We start from the raw sequence: 19,299 nt of genomic DNA, 5'->3' as shown, positions 1-19,299 counted from the left end.
TTAATTTTAATTGTGCCTGTTGTTGATCTGTGAAACATTTTATTGTCATCTCAATCCTACCACCGCTCATGTTTTCTTCATTATAAACAAAAAAAGCCCTATAAGATGACCTTTTTCAAAGTGTCTATCTTATAGGGTACATTTTAATTACTGGTTGGCCTTTTTTTGTGGTCGTTTTACGATGAGGGGAGCCGGGAGAACGCAGCGGCTTTAGGGGAGAAAACCTCGTACAAAAAACTGTTCTCCCACGACCTCCAAAAAACCATGTTTGAGCTGGTAGAGGCGGTAGACCTCGTATAACAAGCGAAGCTATGGATTTGGAACAACATGTTCCCATTTCCGATTAGATGAATATCTAAATGTGGGTAGTGAGTCTCTTATGAACGATTAACAGACTACAGGATGGATTATGATCAAGAGACCAGCTTCAACGCTAGGAGGTATTTCCACTGGAACTGTAATCCCATTTGAAATGGATAAAACAAGTTCGTTAACAAGCACTTTAGCAAAGAAAAGGGAGGAAGCTGAATGTGATTTTGGATCAAGGGAGGGGAAACATATGCAGATACCGTACTTAGTGCTGATTTGTCATTATTAGGGACAAGAACTTGTACCGATTACCGTTCTGGACAAGAACATATTCCTATTGCCGATTAGGCGTATATCTATTCGTTATTTTGCCCGTTAATCCATTCAACTAACGGGCAGTTTAGTTGAAAATCATTCACGCTGAACCGTATTATAAGTAGGTCGAAAGAACCCAATATGTTTCCACATTGGGTTCTTTTCTTATCCATTAGCAGCAGTCGAACTCTGCTCGCGACGGCGTCGGCTCGCTTGGAATGCTACCGCGACGACGAAGACACCAGCGATAAAAGTGATTATGCTTGCTACCTGGAGAGCCGATTCAGCTCCAGTGGTGAAGGAGTTGATGATATCGATTTGCTGAGCGGTAGCCGCAGCGACTGCTTCGGCTACCGTGCGAGGGATCGGATCGGCGTGCTGAAGACTTGTCGGCAAATGCCGGGTGAAGCTTTGGGTCAGTACGGTTCCGACGATCGCGACGCCGAGGGCGCTGCCGAATTCCCGGGTTGCAGATTGAAGTCCTCCTGCGACGCCAGCCTGCTCCGTGGGTAGCGCCGCCGTGAGTTCGGCTGTTAGGCATGGGAGTGCAAGCGCGAAGCCGATTCCGATAAGGACGAGCCAAGCTGCGTAGGCGAGATATGGCTGAGTCGCGGCGTAGCTCAGGCCGAACAGTCCGATGCTAATGGCGAGGAAGGCAACGGACAGTGTTGTGAAAATGCCGATGCGTCTTACCATGTCGGGAACGAATCGTGCGCCGAGCAGCATGGGCACCGTCATAGGCATAATCGCGAGCCCGGCTTTCAGGACGGAATACCCGCGGCCGTACTGCAGGAGCGAAGCGTTAAGGTAGAACAAGCCGAAGCTGCCGAAGAACATCACGAGCATGCCTATGCTGGCTGTGCTGAGCATGGGGATGCGAAATAGGCGAGGGTCAAGCAATGGGTGACGAACACGAAGTTCGACCATGACCCAGGCGACACCGAGTACGGCACTGACCGCGAAAGCGACAATGACGACGTAACTGTTCCAACCGACCTCGGGCCCCTCGATGATGCCGATTAAAAGAGAGATGGTTGTTGTGATAAGCAAAACGGTACCTGCAGGGTCAAGGCTGCGTGGACTACGGCTGCTGCGTCGTACGACAAGGGCCGTCCAGAGAGCGCAGAGAAGCGAGATAGGCACGATGGCCACGAACAGAGTTCGCCACGAACCGATAGTCAGCAGCGCTGCGCCGCCTATGTTGCCGACAAGGCCGCCCATGCCGGTCATCACTCCCCAGATAGCGAGGGAACGGCTACGCTGTTTGGGGGGTGATGAGTGAACCAGTACTCCAACACAGTTTGGAAGCACCAGCGCTGCCCCGGCCCCGGTGATCGCACGGCCGAGGAGCAGGCTTGCTACGTTCACTGAAGCGGCTGAGATTGCCGCACCGGCTGCAAACGTGATGAGTCCGACGATTAGCACGCCTTTGCGCCCGAATCGGTCCCCGGCGGCGCCGCCTGGTATGACCAGGCAGGCGAAAACGACGATATACGCGTCAACGATCCATAACAGCTCCGATGAGCTCGGGTGCAGCTCGCTGGTGGCGAGCTGTGGAACCGCCAGATTGATGGCAGCGATGAGGCTTACGACCAAAATGGTGCACGCGCACATGCATGCCAGAACTAGTCCTGGGCGCTGTGTCGAGTTTAGGGAACCGGGAGACATTAACTGTGGGGTTCTCATTATTGTCCCAAGTCCTTATACGCGCCAGCTGTGATGTCTTCCGCCAGAGTCGGACCGGCAGGCTTCCATGCGAGCAGTTCGCTGGTCCACTCGCTGGAGCCGGTCATGGAGAGTTTGAAGAAGCTGCCGACAAACCCAAAGTGAGATTGGGCCTCCTCTGGTGCGATGGATTTGACTGGAATGCCGAGTGAGTGCCCGATGGCTTCGGCGATCCTACGGGTAGTAATCGCTTCCTCCCCGACTGCATGCAGCCGCGATCCGGCAGGTGCTTTCTCGAGTCCTAACCGGATGAGCTTGGCGGCATCGGAACGGTGTACTGCAGACCACGTATTGGAGCCATCGCCGATATATCCGGACACGCCCTGCTTGCGTGCAGCGTTCACTAGAAAATTAACAAAGCCCCAGTCTCCGATTCCGTGAACCGTAGGCGCAAACCGTATAATGATGGTCCGTACTCCGCGACCAATATAATCGAGAGCGAGGTTTTCGGCACCGCCCCGGGCAGAGTCTGGCCCTACAGCAGGGGAAGAGTCTGTCTCCAGTACGGACCGCCCCTGAACCAGACCGGACATGCCGTTGGCGACCATGAAAGGCCGATCGGTACCCACGAGAGCCTCGGCGAGAGTCTCGACTGCAGCCCGCTCAGCGCGATCCGACTCCGCCGGATTTGCCCAGTCGTGTTTGTTCGCCAGGTGGACTACAGCATCAGCTTCGGTTGCTCCCCGACGAAGAGAGTCGAGGTCATCAAGATCCCCGCGCAGTACAATCGCCCCTTTAGCTTCGAGCGAAGCAGCGGAGGCGTCCGACCGAGCCAATCCGAATACCTTGTGTCCCGCTCTCAACAGCTCATCAACAGCGGCCGATCCGATCCAACCAGTTGCTCCAGTGACAAAAACTTTCATTTCTTTTACCTCCTATGCAGCCATTGTGGGCTGCAATTTCGATTTTTTTTTGTGGTTGCTCGCATCGTCAGGATTAGCGATAACGTTCATCTTTGTGATTTCGAGACACCGTGTAACTTAATATACTAGAAACGGAACACTGTGTCCAGTAATTATTTTCGAACAAAAAATAGGTGAGAGAATCTGCGGCAAGGGTAACCCGTTTGCTTCCATTAGGGAGCGGTCCCGCCGTAATCAGTATTTTTGTCGCGCCACACGGCGTGGGGATGCGGATCAGAAAAGATGATACCGCAGCGCATTGAGAATTCGATCCACACGGACGGGCCATCAATGCGAATGTAATCTCTTGCTTTGCTCATAGACTTTGAACATGAATAACCAACGTACGTAGAGTCGAGTTCGCCCTCATAACCAGCGAGAATTCTCGCAGCGTTCTCATCGTCGACGCTGCTGACATACGTCTTGATCGCAGCTAGCAGCAGGGCTCTCTGGCTCACGCGCAACTCGGAGCCTCGAATGCCTGTAACCGTATTTGGGAATGCCCAATCTTTTCCGGGACCTAACAAAACATCGCTGTACTTGTCGGAAAGCCTGGCCACGGCCAGCTGGCCGTCGTCGAAAGAGGTAAGCAGTGCCTCAAAGGCGCTCTGCGCCTGCTGCTGAGGCTGGTTGTTAACGCCATTGTACTCAAAAGTCGAGAACGGCTCGATGCCGCGAAACGAGGGTGTCGCGCCTACAAGAGCACCGTTTATGTACGTATTAGCGACAGCGAGATGATGTCCGCCGAATTGAAGCTCCCACTTTCCATAATCTGATGGTGCACCGAGGAAGGACACGTAGAAATTCTCACGCCCGTAGTCGCTCCCCCCGCCGTTATCGCGGAGATGGTCATCGGCGTTAAGGATCTGTTGAATCTCGTCATAGCCGTTGTTCTTGGAGGAGCCAGTAGCCGCTGATAACAGAGCGTTAAGCGCTGTCCATTGCTTTCCTGAAAGCGTGCCAACCCGTAGGCCACGACGACGGCGGCGGCCGAGTAAATTCTGGGGCAAGTTTGACCAGTTCACTGCGTTCCTTAGAGAATAGTGCTGGTTCAAATCGCGATGTTGGTCATCCGTTAGCGTAGCAGCGAACGCTTTCGCAAGCTCGACAATTTTACTGCTCGAGGTAAAGAGGCTATCCGGCGTTTTAGTCTTAAATATGCGCATGGTGATCGTAATCTCCTTTCTTAGGCTCTCTGTTATAGTTTCGAGTCACCTTGTATCGAAATGTAACACATACGATACATCGTGTCTAGAAACAATTAATAGACAAAGAGCACCGTATCCATGTATATTTAGGGTATGGACATGAACAAAGAACAATATCATGGTGGTCGCCCCCGAAGCGAGCAGGCGAGAAAAGCTATATTGAATGCAGTTGACGATCTCTTAGTCGAGGTTGGTTATGCGGCAATGACGATGAAGGGTATCTCTGAGAGGGCAGGAGTGTCCCGGCAGACTGTGTATCGTTGGTGGTCACACAAAGCGGAGATCTTGTTTGAAGCCAGCGCATCTGATGCGGAGGAGGAACTTGCGATTAGTCCCACAGGGGCTCCGCTAGACGACCTCGCTGCTTACCTGGAAGCACTCGTGCGCTTCCTAGCGCACTCGCCGGCAGGCGCTGCCTATCGTGCTCTCTTAGGCGAGGCGCAGCACGATTCTGCCGTGGCGAAGCTGCTCTCCACAAAGGACCCGCTCGGCGACAGCGCTCGGGTCGTGATTAAGCGCGCGCTCGGAAAAGACATGCTGCCAATCCCGCTCGATCAGGCTACTGCCCTGTTGATCGGACCGAGCTTCTTCTGGATTCTGAGTGGCCGCGATTCCACTAAGCTTCTTCCGCGGCAACTGGCAGAGGACTTCATCCACAATCTTCAGATGCAATAACCGTGGTGATCATTAGCTATCCTGAGAAATGCATAGACCGGGATACAGAGCTCCCACAATTTCATTACCGAAATTTAAAGAGCGAAAGACGCCTCTTCAGGCGTCTTTCGCTCTTTAAATTCTACACTGAACCTTACCACACATGACGCTAATTTTTTGGTGAGAAGAGCATTAAAAATGGCGTGAGTGCTTTAACTATAATTTATAAATTATGAAGAACGTAGACCAACGGAAGCGTGAGAGCGTTTTTCATGTGCATAGATGAATTAAATCAACTTATACATAATACATGTCAATCATCGAAGCTCATACCATTGAAGATATCCGTATAGCATCTTTTAATATGTTAAATAGTGTTACGAGGTTACATAGCACGATGTGTGATAATTTCACTGTTAAATCTGCTCCGACCTTTGATAATCTGAGGGGAACATATGAAGAATTGTGGTGCAACTACCGCAATAAAATTTTGAACAGTGTTATAACAAACGATGCTTCCTACGTCTTTCTTTCGGTCTATGGTGCACAAGGGTACCTTGATGAAATGGCTCTGGAGAAAGGAACCAAGAAGTTTGATCTTATGCAGTACTTTGATGCAAGTAATTTACCAGTTATGAAAGAGAAGTTCCTTGAAGTGATGGATGAATATCTAGACGAGTATGATAAGGTCGGCAGAGAAGTCGAACGTTTTACAACCTTCGAGCAGCTATATGCCCATTATATGAATCATTGACCTTACATCCAAAGTTCGTAATGTAGACAATCTATCTGACAAAATAGGATTTTTTAAAGGGCCCTGAAGAATTAGTTTCTTTACGGTTGTACTAATAACAGAAATATATTTGATTTAGGACAGGGATTGGCTCAAGGAACCAGTAATGCAAAAATATTATGGACTCACATGGTAGAAGAATTGAGTGGAATTACGTTCTTAAAGCGGCAGTATCATCTATTACAAGGCTTCTTATATTATCTTGTGTCAGCTGATAAAAGTTCCGTTGAAGAAATTTTGGATGAAGCAATAGAACACGATACTCTTTCAGCAGTCTTTCCATCTCTTCATAATCCGTCTTATAAGTTCAAAAGAAGATGGACTAGCTGTAGCCTTTGTGCGGTGCTTGTGTTAGTCACCATCATTATATGGTTTGGCACCCGTCGTACCGGTCCTGGACTGACACCACAGAACATCGCTTCAGTCAAGACGGACACAATAAAATTAGACGATTAATGAAGCCAATTGAATAAGTCCGTTAACAAAGAGGGTACTGCACTCCAGATTTCCTGGGAACAGTACCTTCTTTGCGGCCTGTACATTATTGAATCCCATTCGATTGTAGCCTGTCTCGCGAAAACGTAAAGTGAAATAACGATTGTGCTAAACAGTGAGCATTAGTTGAATGAAACGGTGACAGTCTAGGACTTTATTTTCTGGTCACTAGCTGTTGCCGTTTCATTTTTAAGAGCCAGTCTAAACTATTACTTTACCCAAGCGGGGTTTCGCCATCATCAACGCCTTCCGATGTTCCTCCCCAGGTTTCACCCCATATGCGCATTTCCCGAAGTACAGGTATGTACGCCCTTCCTTTATCTGTTAGCGAATACTCAACTGTAACAGGTGAGGTAGGGAACACCTGACGGTTGATGACTTCATGCTGCTCAAAATGACGCAGGACATCCGTTAAAGACTTGATGCTGATGTTGTCTAAATGTCTTCGCATCTGATTAAATCGCTGAGGGCCCAGACTAAGTAAGGTGAGTACCAAGATAGCCCATTTTCCGCGAACAATCTCCAACGCCTCGCGAATGGAGATGAGACATTGTTCGTCCTCTTTGCTTATATCCACAAAATCATCCCTTACTATAGTATAGTTAGTCTAATTTATAGAGCTATATAAAAATAATGTGTCTACTTTAAAGTATACACTTAATAATTTATAGTAACAATAAAGCTTATTTAACTGCTAGGGTTGAATTTGTTTTGAAGGTCTACTGCTAATTATTTAGAACATCTTGTGCCAACATGGGGCAAGGTAATTACGAGGAGGAGAGAAGCATGTCCGTTGAACAATCGTCACAGAAGGTGGAGGCGCAGTTTTTTGATGTTATTCAAGATCGAAGATCTGTAAGGTACTATGATTCCGAAGTAAAGATCTCACGGGAGGAAATGAAGGATATATTGCAGCTAGCTACACTGGCTCCTTCTGGCGCCAATCTCCAGCCGTGGAGGTTTCTCGTCATCGACTCGCAGGAGCTAAAACAAAAACTGCTTCCGATCGCCAACAGCCAGCAGCAAGTGATTGAGGCTTCAGCTGTCATTGCGGTACTTGGAGATTTGGAAGGCTATAAATTGGCCGAGAAAGTTTACGAGATGGCGGTCGATGCGGGGTACATGCCTGAAGAGACAGCTAAATCATTCGTGGAGCGCTACCAAAGACTGTTCGCGAGTATGCCTCCAGAAAATGTACTCCGAAAAGTATTTATTGATAGTGGACTGGTATCCATGCAGCTAATGCTTGTCGCCCGTGCAAAAGGCTATGATACGGTCCCGATGGGCGGCTTTGACCAAGTAAAATTTGTAGAAGAGTTTGATATTCCGGCGAGATACGCTCCTGTTATGCTTATCGCCATCGGCAAGGCGGTAAAGCCCGGACACCGGACGGTAAGATTACCGATAGAAGATGTCGCTTTCTTTAATGAATTGCCTAAGGATTGATATTAATCATTCATGTAATATAAAAGAAGCTAAAGGATATGAAATGCAGCTCCAATTGTTAACCACTACTAACAATTGGAGCTGCATTTTTGAGTTTTTTGCGGAGATCAAGAAACTTCGTAATGAGGTGGCACCTGATCCTTATTGATCATTAATGAGGATGTCCCTGGACATTTGCGCTGTGGGGCGGACCACTATTTCACTTACATCCACGCCAGTTGCAAAGACATAAAAATAGAGCATGCAACTGTAAAGGGGTTGTACGCTTAGAATTTGCATCCTAAACGTACAGGATAGTTCCAATTTAATACGTTAGCCATGCTTAGAGCCATAAATTTTTCTTCACCAAGTGTGGAGATGCAATTAAACATTGCATTTCCTGAAAGGGGATTTATGGTACATTAAAAGTGGTTAAAATTTGAATTGTAGGAGACATGGTTAGGATGGGATATTTAGTAAAACTGCCAAAAGCTGCTGTCTTTGGAGCTGCAAATGGCGTAATGTTCATGACTTTTTTTGGAGCGCTTTGGTCTTCAATTGGTATTATTGGTTCAAATAAACTGGGAGCTCCTTGGCTGCTTGTTCTTTCAGGTATTGTGACATTAACGTTGCTAATCGGAGCTATTTCTCTATTTGGGAAAGCACGTAACGTGAACCATGTCACTACACCGAAAGAGAGGGAAATGAGGAATAAAGTTAATCGGAAATTTGGTATGATCTGTGGTTTAGAAGGTCTGGCAATCTTGATTGCAAGTGTGCTTTGTAACTTATTTGATCGCTTTGAAGTCTTTTTCCCGATCATGGCTATCATTGTCGGAGTCCATTTTTTTCCTTTAGCGCGATTGTTTCGAGAGAATTTTTATTATGGTACAGGTATAGTGCTCAGTATTCTTAGGCATCATTTCTTTGTTTATACCACTGAATACCACTTTGGGCGATGTATCTCTGATTGCGAGGTCTACTTTTATCGGTTTCGGTTCTGCTTTGACGCTGTGGGTGACAGGTTTAAGGATCTGGATAACCATGCTCAAGCAATTGAAGAAATAGGAAAAGGATATGCTCTGCTGAATCAGTTCACTTCATGGAGTCCACGAGACTCTTTCAGGGTAAAGAAGTCGTATTAAGGCCAGTATTCAATTAACGGGAAACGATAGCTCAATAAAATCAAGAAAGCAGCAGATCATTGAGATCTGCTGCTTTTTATTAAGCTAACGGGCAGGTATGATTTTATCGCAAGTAAAAAAAATATTAATAACTCTGAAAGTTCGAAGATACTTACCCCAGAGATTGGAGATAGGGAAGAACTCGCTCAATGATGCACCTCGAATTAAGGACAGATCGTCAAATGAAAAGGCGTTGCCACGGTAAACAATGAACTGGTTTGTGAAACTGAATTAATGTTTGCATTTAGTTCGATTTACGTTTTAAGCTCACGGGCAAGATGAATTATAAATCGAGTCAAAAAAGGGCCATTCGCGAAGGATGGCCCTAAACTTGCCGTTACAGACGGCGCAGAGATGCGTATCATTACCGTACTTCGGTATCTAACAATGATACATTTTGTCACGGACGAATCTTCTTGTTCCTTAGAGGCCGGAAAAAGGCGCGGATATCCTCAGCCAACGCCTCGGGTTCTTCCAAGGCGGTAAAATGGCCTCCGCGGGGCATCGGAGTCCAGCGGGTAATATTCAGGCTGCGGGAAGCCCAAGCCATGGGAGGCAGCAGAATATCTGCCGGGAACAAAGCCAGACCCGTCGGGACTTCTATACTGGCCAGCGGCGGCAATGTATTTGCATTTTCATAATACATCCGGGCTGATGAACCTGCTGTGTTGGTAACCCAATAAATCATAATATGGGTAATCAGTTCATCCGAACTATACGTGCTCAGGAGGTCGCCGCCGCAATCGCTCCAGGCCCGGAATTTCTCCATTAGCCAGGCAGCTAAGCCTGCCGGAGAATCGGAAAGGCCGTAAGCGAGCGTCTGCGGACGTGTCGTCTGCAGCGACATATAACCGCCTTCTTTGGCTATCCATTCTGCGGCGTTTTTCCTGTATTGGCGTTCTTCTTCGGAAAGTTTGTCCGGCTCCGACGCAGCCATAAGATCCCGGATGATGCCGATATCCGTCAGGTGTATGCCAACTAACTGTCCGGGGTGGCTGGAAGCCAGGTAGCGGGTTACGCCGGAGCCGATATCGCCGCCGGCGGCACCAAACCGGTCATAACCTAATTCCTCCGTCATGAGTTTAGCCCACATTTCGGCGACGCGAAAATTGTTTACGCCGGCATGCCCGGGACGGCCGGAGAAACCGAAGCCGGGTAACGAAGGGACGATGACATCAAAAGCGTCCGCCGGGTCTCCTCCATAGCTGGCCGGATCGGTCAGCAGTGGGATGATTTTTTGATAACGCAGATAGCTGTCCGGCCACCCGTGGGTGAGAATTAAAGGCAAAGGTGCGAGACCTTTCCCGCGTTCATGAACGAAATGTACATCGATTCCGTCGATTTGACAGCGGTACTGGGACAGCTGGTTCAGGACCGATTCCTTGGCGCGCCATTCATAATGGTCCTTCCAATACGAGATGAGCGATTTTAAAGCCTGCAGATTCGTCCCCCGTTCCCAATTGGAATTGGCGTTTTCCAGCTGATCGGGATAGCGGACACGGTGCAGCCTGTCTTGCAGGTCATCAAGGACTTGATCAGAGACATGAATGTGAAATCGTTCAACAGCCATAGCGCTGCTCCTCCTTTTATTCAGTGGATCCACAACGCTATTATATCCTTCGGGCTAGCGTGCTACACTGTTATAAATGAAGCATTTAACTATACGATTTGATAGGTGGATGACGAAGATGCCTCAAATAGACCGATACAAAAACCGGACCGTAAACATAGAATTTGCTCCGGTGGAGAATTTTACGGAACTGCCTTATCCTGAGCGGCTTACGCTTATTTTTATTACGTCTGGAAGCCTTAAAGGTACTCTCAACGAGCGACCTTTATCGATAAGCGCCCCCGGCATTCTTTGTCTAGCAGACGGGGACAAGGTGGAGGTAACGGGAAAATGCAGCATTGCTGCCCAATCTTTCAGCTTTCATCTGGAGTTTTTGAACTCGACTGTTCTTTCTGAAACAAAGTCGTTTCCGGCAGTGCCAAGGATTCATACAGGCCTTTCCCTATTTCAACGAGAGCAGGGCTGTTATGGTGTACCCCGTATAACCGAAACGGCTTATCCGCTGCTATATGAATGGTTTTTTGTGCTGGGCACGGAGGTTCAAGCACAAAGCGACTCCCTTTGGGTGTGCAGGATCAAAAGATACCTGATCCAGATTTTAGGCCTGCTCGAGGAATTGAATCAGCAGAGGGAGCACTCGCCCGTCGATGCTGTGCTGGATTACATCCATACGCATTACTCGCGGAAGATTGCCTTGCAGGAACTAACGGATTGCGCCCATCTGAACCGTGTATCGCTGAATAAACGGTTTCAGGAAAGGTGCGGAAATACAGCGATGGGTTACCTGATTGCCTATCGGTTAAAGGTTTCGCGTGACCTTCTGACCCATACCGATATGAGCCTGATAGAAATTGCGCGTGCCACGGGGTTTGAGTATGATACTTATTTCATCAAACAGTTTACGGCCAAGCTGGGGATGTCTCCGACCACCTATCGGCTGACCTCCCGCAAGCTGGCTGGGGCTTTATAGACGAATGCCCTTAGGATTCCCGGTGCCCAGACATAGCTCTATTTTTTTCGACCATGTCTGCTGTTGTTCGATTCTAGGGTTACTCTACCCACCTAAAGTAGAATCTACGCTTTGAGGTGCGCTGAAATCAGTAAGCCATGGAAAAGCGTTAAGGAGCAGCCTTTATCGAATCATAGAAGTATTGAGGTTGTATTGCTCGAATTAGTTGTGGCAGAGCCAAATTGTGTCAGTAGGAGCTCCAGAAACTAATGGGGAAAAAACTTTTTCATTCAGTCGCCAGATGACTTTACCACAGCCTACATCGTTAACTCATGAAGTTGCCGTGGCTCCCAAGAAAACTCTTTATTGAAGAATTGGATAGGTACGCCGATTAGTCACCTGCATAATTCACTATCACAACTCTCTGAAGACAGTTTGTATCCATTAACTTTGTTTGAAGATAGAGTGGATCGAACGACGTCACAAGCGAAGCTGTATAAGACTGGTGAAGGGCGGGAACACGGTAAATTGTCAGATGAGAAGAACTCTAGTGTTGCATTCAAGTACAATTTTGATTACAGCAGTTCTTCCAGACATTGAGTATTATCATTTAAGTAAAAATGAATCGATACTTAATAAATGCGAATGTCCTTATCAGCATGATAGTGCTAAAGGAGAAATTCAATCGATGATATCGTACACACCACAAAGGGTAGGAAACGGTCGAGGGACAAGAACATTGTGTCATTTCGGATTAGGTAATTATCTAAATAGTATCATGATGGAGAATATCGAACCACACTAACCGAGCCAAATACCGACAACACAACTTTGTTTGTTCTTACCATATTTTAATCTCCTGTAACAGAAGCAGGGGGCGCATCTGTCGTTCGACCGGCCTTAAATCCGGAAGCGAGCAGCAGGACCAAAAATCCCACGGCGACGCCCCACAAAACGAAGGCGTTTGAGCCGACCGCGTCCAGTCCTCCGAAGTACATCACTTCCCGCAGCCCTTCTGCCGCGAACCGCAGTGGCGTCCACGAATAGATCCAATCTCGCGTCGTCTGCGACAAGAACTCCGGAGCCATGTTCAGCAGCGGCATGGAGAAGAACATCAGCAGTACGAGCAGAGGCATAGCCGGAAATCCGATCCAATTGAGCAATGAAGATTGCAACAAGAAGAACGCCGATCCAGCCAACCATAAGAAGAACCAAGTCTCCCTCGCGTTCGCTAGTTCCATGCCGTACCACGACAAAGCCATCCATACGGTGAAGCCTGACGCTATACCAACGGTCGCAAGTCCCACGATAGCTTGCAGCGCACTTACTGTCCATCTCCTTGAACCCGCGGCGACCGCCTTCTGGCTAGCCAGAAACAAAACTATCCCGGTCACCAGACTGCCGATCCACATGATCTGGGTCAACAAACCTGGAGCATTCCCCGACGCATTATTCACTCCCGGTGGATGCACGACGTCCTCCTGAACGGTCACCGGTGTCATTAAAGCTGTAGCCGATTCAACAGGAATTTGCTCCGTTTGCTGCCCGATCTGCTCAAGCAGCAGCTGCAACAGTTCCTCGCTTATCATTTGCATCGCTTGCCTCATGGTCTGTCTTACGACCAACGAGGCTTGGCTGTTCATCCCTTCGTTGGCGATGATCTTCACATTAGGATGAATCGGTGAGGGAGTTGCTAACGAGAGTAAACCGCTGCTCAGATCCGGCGGAATCACTATCACTCCGTAATATTCGCGTTTATCCAATCCTTCCCGAGCCGTTTCCTCGGAATCCACGATATGCCAAACGAACGGCATTGCCGGGTCTGACACCAACTTTTCCCGAATCATTTCCCCAACCGAAATCGTTCCTCCAGTCGACAGATCCGCCGGCCGGTCAAGGATAACGAGGGCCACCGGAAGCTCCTTGGGCTTCGATCCCAGCACCGATCCCATCATCGCTACCCCGAATACGGTCAGCACGATCAGGACGAGCACTAATCCGAGCCACATCATTTTTTGTGTCAATATTTTCATGATTATCTTCCCCTCATCACTTCATTGCAATGAACAAAAATAGCGTTGCTGAAGCAACGCTCCTGTATACATCGGACTTTAAAATTTTCCATTCAAGTACATTCGTGAAGCGAAAGACATCACCGTAAATAAATTCGGCGATGCCTTTCTTGCGATTCAGCTACACAAACTTCAAAATCTACTGTTCGTATTTTTTCGTTTTTCTTCCGGCAGAATGGCCTCGATTACGTCCCAATGCTCAGCGATCTTTCCATCCTGTACGCGGAACAAATCGTAGAAAGCAGTATGTTGACCATCAAATTGACCTTCACTCACGGTAAGAACAAAATCGCCTTGCCCGATAACTTGATGGATATGAGTATATTGAAACTCAACTTTTTTCTCCTTCAGAGCCTGCAAAGCAGCGTGAAGACCAGAAAGGCCGTCTGCAATATGAGGACTATGCTGAATGTAGGTATCTCCATCAAAGTAAGAGGCAAGCAGGTCAGGGTTCTTCCCGAGCAAGATGTTTTCAACATAGCTTTTGACAAATGCTTTGTTGGCCTCCGTCTTGTCGATATCCTTAATCGTAACCGGTCCGTCTATCATTGTATGATTGCTTGGTGTCTTTTCCACCATCTCTTGCAAATTGTCCCAATGTTCAACGATTAGCCCATTCTCAAAACGGAAGATATCAAATACGATTTTAGGGCCGTGAAAATGATATACAGAATGAAGAGCCACATAATTTCCGTCAACTAAAGCCCGCTTAATGCTTACCTTTGTACCAATTTCCTTTAAATGATCAAGAGCACCAAGCATGGTTTCACGACCATCGAGTAAGGCCTGGTTGTGCTGAATATATTGATCTGGATGAACGTAAGCCGTAATCGCTTCGGGATTGCCGCTCTCAAAACTTTCCAGCACAGCGACTGCCTTACGAACAAGCTCATTTTGATGGTTGAATGTCATTGGTAAATCCTCCTTGAAATTTTTTTGGTCATTAGATAAATAATGAACAATACGTTGTTTATTTATCTGCTGCTTATTATAATAGTGGTTAATATAACGCTCAATATTCAATATTTTTAGCTATGATCGATAACAGACAACTTCATAAAACTTTGTCGCTTAACGACCTAAATAAATTTAGGGGGAACAAAAATAATGAATAAAAAAACCGACTTAAGAATACTGCGCACGAAACAATCGATTCGAAAGGCGTTTTATGAGCTTATTCAGGAAAAAGGATACGAGACGATAACGGTCCAGGATATTGCCGATCGGGCTATGATCAATCGAAATACTTTTTATCTCCACTACCAAAACAAGCCTGATTTATTAGATACATGCATGAATGAACTGTTAAGCGATTTAAAGGATGCAGTCGTTCTTTGTCCGATCAGCATGAATCTTTTCAGCATTTCTCTACTCGAGACAGTCATGCAAACTGTACTGGAGCATATTTCTCTAAATATGACCTTTTACCGTTCCATGTTAATTGAAGAGAATCGAATCTATCAGTTTCAAGCGAAAATGGAGAATATCATTAATGATAAATTAATTGAGGGGTGGAAATCTGCTAAGGAAAACTCCACACTAGCGATATCCAAGGAATTACTGATCGAATACCTCGGATCGGCTTTCATGGGGATTGTAATTTGGTGGATTAAAAACGATAAACCCCTTCCTGCAGATGAAGTTTCATCTCAGTTTAGTAAAATTGTTGCCTATGGACACTTAAGAGCTGCCGGCATCGCCGTAGAGGAATAAAATTAGCGAGATCACCAAACTCCATCAAATTGGCCAAGAAGAAATTTCAGGGGTATTGACTGCAGATATAGTAATTGTTATGATTTCAGCCGGGAAAGGGAGTCATGTTGAGTTAGGAATTGCACTGGGAACAGGGAAAAAAATTATTTATATTCCTCAACAAACGAATTAAATGAAATCGGAAGCACATGTACGTTTTATCATATAGATTCAGTAGAACAGCGGACCGGTCCCTTAGATGATTTTAATAAATTCAATCTGTCTTGAAAATCAGCTCCGTTAAGCTAACGGAAAACGATAGCACAATAATACGAAGAAGCAGCTGATCCATGTGATCAGCTGCTTTGTCATCTAACGGTGTGTTATAATATCCAATCTTTCGAATTGTAAGACAATTCCTGAACATATTAAATCCCTAAAAGTCCGTTCAAGCCCAACTGGTAATGGTATCTACTGGTAAACGATAGGATGGATAGCCTTCTTTGCTTGCTTTACCTATCGATAGCAGCATGACCGGCTGAAATCTCTCCTTGTCCATGCTAAAGACCTCCGCGATTCGTTCCTTGTCATAACCCGCCATTGGATTGGTGTCATAGCCGTGGGCACGAGCTACAAGCATCAGCTGCATCGAAATAAGACCCGAGTCCAGCATGTTTATATCTCGCAAAGCGGACGAAGTCAAGCTTGCATAATACTGACTTGCCTGCTGCAGCTGCATATCCTTGATGTCCTGAGGCATGTAGCCAAGTTCTACGGCTTTATTGAAAATTTCGTCCATATATTCAATATTGTTAGCATCGTAAAATATCGCAATGACAGCTGAAGATGTCAAAACTTGTGTCTGGTTGAAGGAGGCCAGTGGTGCAAGTTTTTCTTTTCCTTCCACGCTGTCGATCACGAGGAAACGCCAGGGTTGCATGTTAATGGCAGATGGGGCACGGGAAGCTTCAGCTAAAATTTCAATCATTTCCTCCCGACTGATTTTCACTTCGGGATCGTAGACTTTAACGGAACGACGTTCTAGGGTGATTTTATTGAAGTCGTTTGTTTTGTGGTAGTTGCCTGTAAGAATGCTCATTCAGGTTTCTCTCCTTTTTGGATTGAGTTTGGTAATGATGATACTCAACATTACTAGTCAGATGGTAAACTATAAAGTAAGCTTTATAGCAAGCGTAAGAAATGGGGGGATGATTATGAAAATAAGCGAAGTAGCAAAAAGTAGTGACCTTCCGATTTCGACGATCCGTTATTATGAGCAAATAGGCATTATCACGGATGAATATGTATTGAGGGATCAAAATAATTATCGGATATATGCGTCCGACATTCTTCAATATTTGAATACTGTTAAGCATTGTTTGGCAGTTGGCTTTTCGATTCAGGATATCAAATCCATGATCTCTAGAAACGGAATGTCGAAGGAGGAGCATGTGAGCCTGATACAAAATAAAATTGCGGAAATTGAAGCGGCTCAGCAAAAATTAGATGAATCCAAGCAGAGCCTGCATGACATCCTTAACTCAGGCATTTCTTGTGAAAAAGGGTTTGGAAAATATTAATGAATATTAGCAATGTCTTGCTAAATGGGAAATGTTATTTAAATAATTCAACTAACAGCGGGTCAAATGATCGGCTGCTTTTTTCTTTCTTTAAGATTCAGACCGGGGCATCATTTTCTGTGGCGAAGTTGATTACTTATTTTGCCCTGCAGCAAGGAATCGATCTCATCCTCCTTGTACGCTCCAAGCATTCTCGTGAACATTTGGAAAGGGAACTGCCTGGTGGAAATGCGATCGCAAATGACGTTGATAGTTGGCCCCAGTGCTAAAATGATTGTCTGAAAATAGGGTTTGTAATATGGATTACAGAAGAGGAAACTATGGTAGTTTATGATAGATGTAATAGACACTGCTAAAGTTTTGCTACACGAGGAACGATTATGTGCCGAGAGTGGAGCGGTTATTGTTTGCAGCATGGAAAGGAGGGGCAAAATGTCACCTTATGAGACGATGGAAAACATAACATCATTTTTGCCACAAATAAAGATATTTGAGTCGCTTCCGACAGAAATTATCTCTGAAATCGAGCAATTGGTAACGAGATCAAATACGTTTAAGCTCTCAAAAAACTCTATTCTTCAGACGCCCGGAGATGAAAGGAAGGGCTTGTTTTTTGTACTCGCCGGAAAGCTTCGCTTATACAAAACCAATTTGGCCGGCAAACAACATACGGTCTGCATCCTAACCGAAGGTGGCATGTTCGGAGAGGTTGACACTTTTTCATTGGGCACGAGAGGAACTTACGTGGAGTCGATGGAAGACTCGATTGTTTTTTCGATTCCGACTGAACAATTCGAACCGCTTTTAGGCAAGTATTCTGAATTGTCTTTACGATTTTTATCGGAATTAAGCAAACGCCTGCGAGATCAGGAGGAATTGGTGGAAAAATTGGTTTTTAGGGATCTACGCGGTAAAGTGCTTTACTTTCTCAACCGACTTTCAAAAAAGTTCGGCATAGAAGAAAATGGATACCGAAAAATCGATATTCCCCTGACCCATCAAGAATTGGCCAATATGATCGGTGCCACAAGAGAAGCAGTATCGCTTACCTTACAGGAACTATCCAATGAAGGTATTCTCGTGACCAGCCGTAGAACGGTCATGATTCATATAGAAAAAGCGATGAAAGAACTGGCTTGATTTCATGGCCTGTATGAATTTTCCTTCGACTGTATGCTTTTCAACGTAATCTAAATTACTGTCGAATTATTCATCTAGCGCTATGATAAATGTCGTAACGGAGTCGCTGCAAAATATGAAACTTACAGGAGGAGTCAACATGTCCAATCAACAAGTTCAACTGAATATACGATTCAAAGCTAAACCAGGGAAAAAAGAAGAATTCCGCAAGGATCTATATTCCCTTATTGAGGAGATGTCATCCGAGAAGGCATTCATTAGCGCCATTGTTTCGGACGATCTGGATCAGCCGGATGACTTGATCATTTATGAAACATGGCAAGGCACGAGAGATAGCTGGCTTGCGGAAGAATTTACTAAACCATACCGCAAGAATTACGAAGGAACACTGGGCGATTTAATTGTGGATAGAAGCGTCAGCTGGTTGCAACCGAAGGGCGAATGGGGAAGTCATATAACGAATGCGTGATGACGTTAAATCTTTAACGCTTTAAGGTCCAGGTGGATACATTAATTTCAATAGGAGGCATATAGAAATGGGGAAATTTGAAGGAAAAGTAGCACTTGTCACTGGAGGAACAAGCGGGATCGGGCTTACCACGGCGCAACGATTCGTTTCGGAAGGGGCCTACGTATTCATTGCCGGCCGCAGACAAAGCGAGCTGGACGCGGCAGTAAAATTGATCGGTGACCGGGTTACCGGCGTTCAAGGTGACATTTCTAATTTGAAGGACTTGGACAGACTGTTTGATACGGTAAAACAGGAGAAAGGACATCTGGATATTCTATTCGCAAACGCTGGACTTGGCAGCATCCTGCCCTTGGGTCAAATTACGGAAGAGCAGTACGACAAGACCTTCAACGTGAACGTCAAGGGTACTTTGTTCACCATCCAAAAGGCTTTGCCGCTGTTTCCAAATATGACGGGAACCATCATCATAACCGGTTCGACGGCGGGTACGATTGGCGACCCAGGGTTTAGTGTCTACGGAGGTAGCAAGGCGGCTCTCCGTCAGATGGCGAGGAGCTGGATAATGGATTTGAAAGGCACTGGGATACGACTTAATGTACTGAGCCCTGGCGGGGTCCACACGCCAGCTTATGATGATCTGTTTGGCGAGTCGCTAAATCAAGTCCTTGAATCGGCGAAGAATGTCGTTCCGCTAAGCCGCTTGGGCAAGACGGAGGAGATTGCCGACGCGGTGATGTTTCTGGCCTCGGAGGAAAGCAGCTATGTGAACGGCATTGAATTGTTCGTAGATGGCGGTATTGCTCAAGTCTGACTG

At 46.3% G+C, this 19,299-nt stretch carries 18 protein-coding genes; 10 read left to right on the top strand and 8 right to left on the bottom strand.

Annotated features, from left to right (window positions below; genetic code table 11):
* Positions 1 to 789: 789 nt before the first annotated feature.
* From ACFVQB_RS07295 to ACFVQB_RS07285, 3 genes are all read right to left on the bottom strand, one after another.
* Positions 790 to 2,238, bottom strand: a complete 1,449-nt coding sequence (locus tag ACFVQB_RS07295; protein ID WP_379436186.1) for an MFS transporter — start codon at positions 2,236 to 2,238, stop codon at positions 790 to 792.
* 71 nt (positions 2,239 to 2,309) lie between these two features.
* Positions 2,310 to 3,212: an SDR family oxidoreductase gene (locus ACFVQB_RS07290; RefSeq protein WP_379436184.1), complete on the bottom strand. Its 903-nt coding sequence runs from the start codon at positions 3,210 to 3,212 to the stop codon at positions 2,310 to 2,312.
* Positions 3,213 to 3,424: 212 nt separating this feature from the next.
* On the bottom strand, positions 3,425 to 4,417 hold the full coding sequence (locus ACFVQB_RS07285) for a DUF3500 domain-containing protein (protein ID WP_379436181.1): 993 nt from the start codon (positions 4,415 to 4,417) through the stop codon (positions 3,425 to 3,427).
* Positions 4,418 to 4,558: 141 nt separating this feature from the next.
* Between ACFVQB_RS07285 and ACFVQB_RS07280 the strand changes: the two genes are divergently transcribed.
* Positions 4,559 to 5,134, top strand: a complete 576-nt coding sequence (locus tag ACFVQB_RS07280) for a TetR/AcrR family transcriptional regulator (protein WP_379436178.1) — start codon at positions 4,559 to 4,561, stop codon at positions 5,132 to 5,134.
* A gap of 376 nt (positions 5,135 to 5,510) precedes the next feature.
* Positions 5,511 to 5,867, top strand: a complete 357-nt coding sequence (locus tag ACFVQB_RS07275) for a hypothetical protein (RefSeq protein ID WP_379436175.1) — start codon at positions 5,511 to 5,513, stop codon at positions 5,865 to 5,867.
* Between the two features lie 748 nt (positions 5,868 to 6,615).
* Here the strand turns inward: ACFVQB_RS07275 and ACFVQB_RS07270 are convergent.
* On the bottom strand, positions 6,616 to 6,978 hold the full coding sequence (locus ACFVQB_RS07270; protein ID WP_379436173.1) for a winged helix-turn-helix transcriptional regulator: 363 nt from the start codon (positions 6,976 to 6,978) through the stop codon (positions 6,616 to 6,618).
* A gap of 209 nt (positions 6,979 to 7,187) precedes the next feature.
* On the opposite strand from ACFVQB_RS07270, the gene ACFVQB_RS07265 reads away from it, so the two are divergent.
* Together ACFVQB_RS07265 and ACFVQB_RS07260 are read left to right on the top strand one after the other, a co-directional pair.
* A complete protein-coding gene (locus ACFVQB_RS07265) occupies positions 7,188 to 7,847 on the top strand; it encodes a nitroreductase family protein (protein WP_379436171.1) in 660 nt (219 codons plus the stop codon).
* A gap of 443 nt (positions 7,848 to 8,290) precedes the next feature.
* Positions 8,291 to 8,971 carry a DUF7010 family protein gene (locus ACFVQB_RS07260; protein ID WP_379436168.1) on the top strand — a complete coding sequence of 227 codons (681 nt, stop codon included), beginning with the start codon at positions 8,291 to 8,293 and terminating at the stop codon, positions 8,969 to 8,971.
* A gap of 439 nt (positions 8,972 to 9,410) precedes the next feature.
* On the opposite strand, the gene ACFVQB_RS07255 is transcribed toward ACFVQB_RS07260, so the two are convergent.
* Entirely contained in the window at positions 9,411 to 10,580 is a 1,170-nt protein-coding gene (locus ACFVQB_RS07255) for an epoxide hydrolase family protein (protein WP_379436166.1), read from the bottom strand.
* A gap of 118 nt (positions 10,581 to 10,698) precedes the next feature.
* Between ACFVQB_RS07255 and ACFVQB_RS07250 the strand changes: the two genes are divergently transcribed.
* Positions 10,699 to 11,550, top strand: a complete 852-nt coding sequence (locus ACFVQB_RS07250; RefSeq protein ID WP_379436163.1) for a helix-turn-helix domain-containing protein — start codon at positions 10,699 to 10,701, stop codon at positions 11,548 to 11,550.
* Positions 11,551 to 12,380: 830 nt separating this feature from the next.
* Here the strand turns inward: ACFVQB_RS07250 and ACFVQB_RS07245 are convergent.
* The gene (locus ACFVQB_RS07245) at positions 12,381 to 13,562 is read right to left on the bottom strand and encodes a YhgE/Pip domain-containing protein (protein WP_379436161.1); all 1,182 of its coding nucleotides are present in this window, start codon (positions 13,560 to 13,562) and stop codon (positions 12,381 to 12,383) included.
* Between the two features lie 171 nt (positions 13,563 to 13,733).
* Positions 13,734 to 14,513, bottom strand: a complete 780-nt coding sequence (locus tag ACFVQB_RS07240) for a nuclear transport factor 2 family protein (RefSeq protein ID WP_379436158.1) — start codon at positions 14,511 to 14,513, stop codon at positions 13,734 to 13,736.
* Positions 14,514 to 14,708: 195 nt separating this feature from the next.
* On the opposite strand from ACFVQB_RS07240, the gene ACFVQB_RS07235 reads away from it, so the two are divergent.
* Positions 14,709 to 15,314, top strand: coding sequence for a TetR/AcrR family transcriptional regulator (locus ACFVQB_RS07235; RefSeq protein WP_379436155.1), 606 nt, complete (start codon positions 14,709 to 14,711; stop codon positions 15,312 to 15,314).
* Between the two features lie 427 nt (positions 15,315 to 15,741).
* Here the strand turns inward: ACFVQB_RS07235 and ACFVQB_RS07230 are convergent, their stop codons facing one another.
* Positions 15,742 to 16,392, bottom strand: coding sequence for a nitroreductase family protein (locus ACFVQB_RS07230; protein WP_379436153.1), 651 nt, complete (start codon positions 16,390 to 16,392; stop codon positions 15,742 to 15,744).
* Positions 16,393 to 16,507: 115 nt separating this feature from the next.
* On the opposite strand from ACFVQB_RS07230, the gene ACFVQB_RS07225 reads away from it, so the two are divergent.
* From ACFVQB_RS07225 to ACFVQB_RS07210, 4 genes are all read left to right on the top strand, one after another.
* Positions 16,508 to 16,873, top strand: coding sequence for a MerR family transcriptional regulator (locus ACFVQB_RS07225; RefSeq protein WP_379436150.1), 366 nt, complete (start codon positions 16,508 to 16,510; stop codon positions 16,871 to 16,873).
* A gap of 432 nt (positions 16,874 to 17,305) precedes the next feature.
* A complete protein-coding gene (locus ACFVQB_RS07220) occupies positions 17,306 to 18,013 on the top strand; it encodes a Crp/Fnr family transcriptional regulator (protein ID WP_379436147.1) in 708 nt (235 codons plus the stop codon).
* A gap of 139 nt (positions 18,014 to 18,152) precedes the next feature.
* Positions 18,153 to 18,482 (top strand): putative quinol monooxygenase, encoded by a 330-nt coding sequence (locus ACFVQB_RS07215; RefSeq protein ID WP_379436144.1) that lies wholly within the window; start codon positions 18,153 to 18,155, stop codon positions 18,480 to 18,482.
* Between the two features lie 67 nt (positions 18,483 to 18,549).
* Positions 18,550 to 19,296 carry an SDR family NAD(P)-dependent oxidoreductase gene (locus ACFVQB_RS07210; protein WP_379436141.1) on the top strand — a complete coding sequence of 249 codons (747 nt, stop codon included), beginning with the start codon at positions 18,550 to 18,552 and terminating at the stop codon, positions 19,294 to 19,296.
* The last annotated feature ends 3 nt before the right edge of the window (positions 19,297 to 19,299 follow it).

It is taken from the genome of Paenibacillus sp. NPDC057886, from assembly GCF_042796655.1.
Classification (GTDB): Bacteria; Bacillota; Bacilli; order Paenibacillales; family Paenibacillaceae; genus Paenibacillus.
This window is presented reverse-complemented; position numbering and strand designations above follow the sequence as displayed.

Coding starts and splice junctions, on each gene's coding strand:
- ACFVQB_RS07250 (WP_379436163.1), top strand. CDS start 10,699: ATGCCTCAAATAGACCGATACAAAAACCGGACCGTAAACATAGAATTT.
- ACFVQB_RS07235 (WP_379436155.1), top strand. CDS start 14,709: ATGAATAAAAAAACCGACTTAAGAATACTGCGCACGAAACAATCGATT.
- ACFVQB_RS07220 (WP_379436147.1), top strand. CDS start 17,306: ATGTCACCTTATGAGACGATGGAAAACATAACATCATTTTTGCCACAA.
- ACFVQB_RS07280 (WP_379436178.1), top strand. CDS start 4,559: ATGAACAAAGAACAATATCATGGTGGTCGCCCCCGAAGCGAGCAGGCG.
- ACFVQB_RS07245 (WP_379436161.1), bottom strand. CDS start 13,562: ATGAAAATATTGACACAAAAAATGATGTGGCTCGGATTAGTGCTCGTC.
- ACFVQB_RS07225 (WP_379436150.1), top strand. CDS start 16,508: ATGAAAATAAGCGAAGTAGCAAAAAGTAGTGACCTTCCGATTTCGACG.
- ACFVQB_RS07230 (WP_379436153.1), bottom strand. CDS start 16,392: ATGAGCATTCTTACAGGCAACTACCACAAAACAAACGACTTCAATAAA.
- ACFVQB_RS07275 (WP_379436175.1), top strand. CDS start 5,511: ATGTGTGATAATTTCACTGTTAAATCTGCTCCGACCTTTGATAATCTG.
- ACFVQB_RS07260 (WP_379436168.1), top strand. CDS start 8,291: ATGGGATATTTAGTAAAACTGCCAAAAGCTGCTGTCTTTGGAGCTGCA.
- ACFVQB_RS07210 (WP_379436141.1), top strand. CDS start 18,550: ATGGGGAAATTTGAAGGAAAAGTAGCACTTGTCACTGGAGGAACAAGC.
- ACFVQB_RS07215 (WP_379436144.1), top strand. CDS start 18,153: ATGTCCAATCAACAAGTTCAACTGAATATACGATTCAAAGCTAAACCA.
- ACFVQB_RS07290 (WP_379436184.1), bottom strand. CDS start 3,212: ATGAAAGTTTTTGTCACTGGAGCAACTGGTTGGATCGGATCGGCCGCT.
- ACFVQB_RS07255 (WP_379436166.1), bottom strand. CDS start 10,580: ATGGCTGTTGAACGATTTCACATTCATGTCTCTGATCAAGTCCTTGAT.
- ACFVQB_RS07240 (WP_379436158.1), bottom strand. CDS start 14,513: ATGACATTCAACCATCAAAATGAGCTTGTTCGTAAGGCAGTCGCTGTG.
- ACFVQB_RS07295 (WP_379436186.1), bottom strand. CDS start 2,238: ATGTGCGCGTGCACCATTTTGGTCGTAAGCCTCATCGCTGCCATCAAT.
- ACFVQB_RS07285 (WP_379436181.1), bottom strand. CDS start 4,417: ATGCGCATATTTAAGACTAAAACGCCGGATAGCCTCTTTACCTCGAGC.
- ACFVQB_RS07265 (WP_379436171.1), top strand. CDS start 7,188: ATGTCCGTTGAACAATCGTCACAGAAGGTGGAGGCGCAGTTTTTTGAT.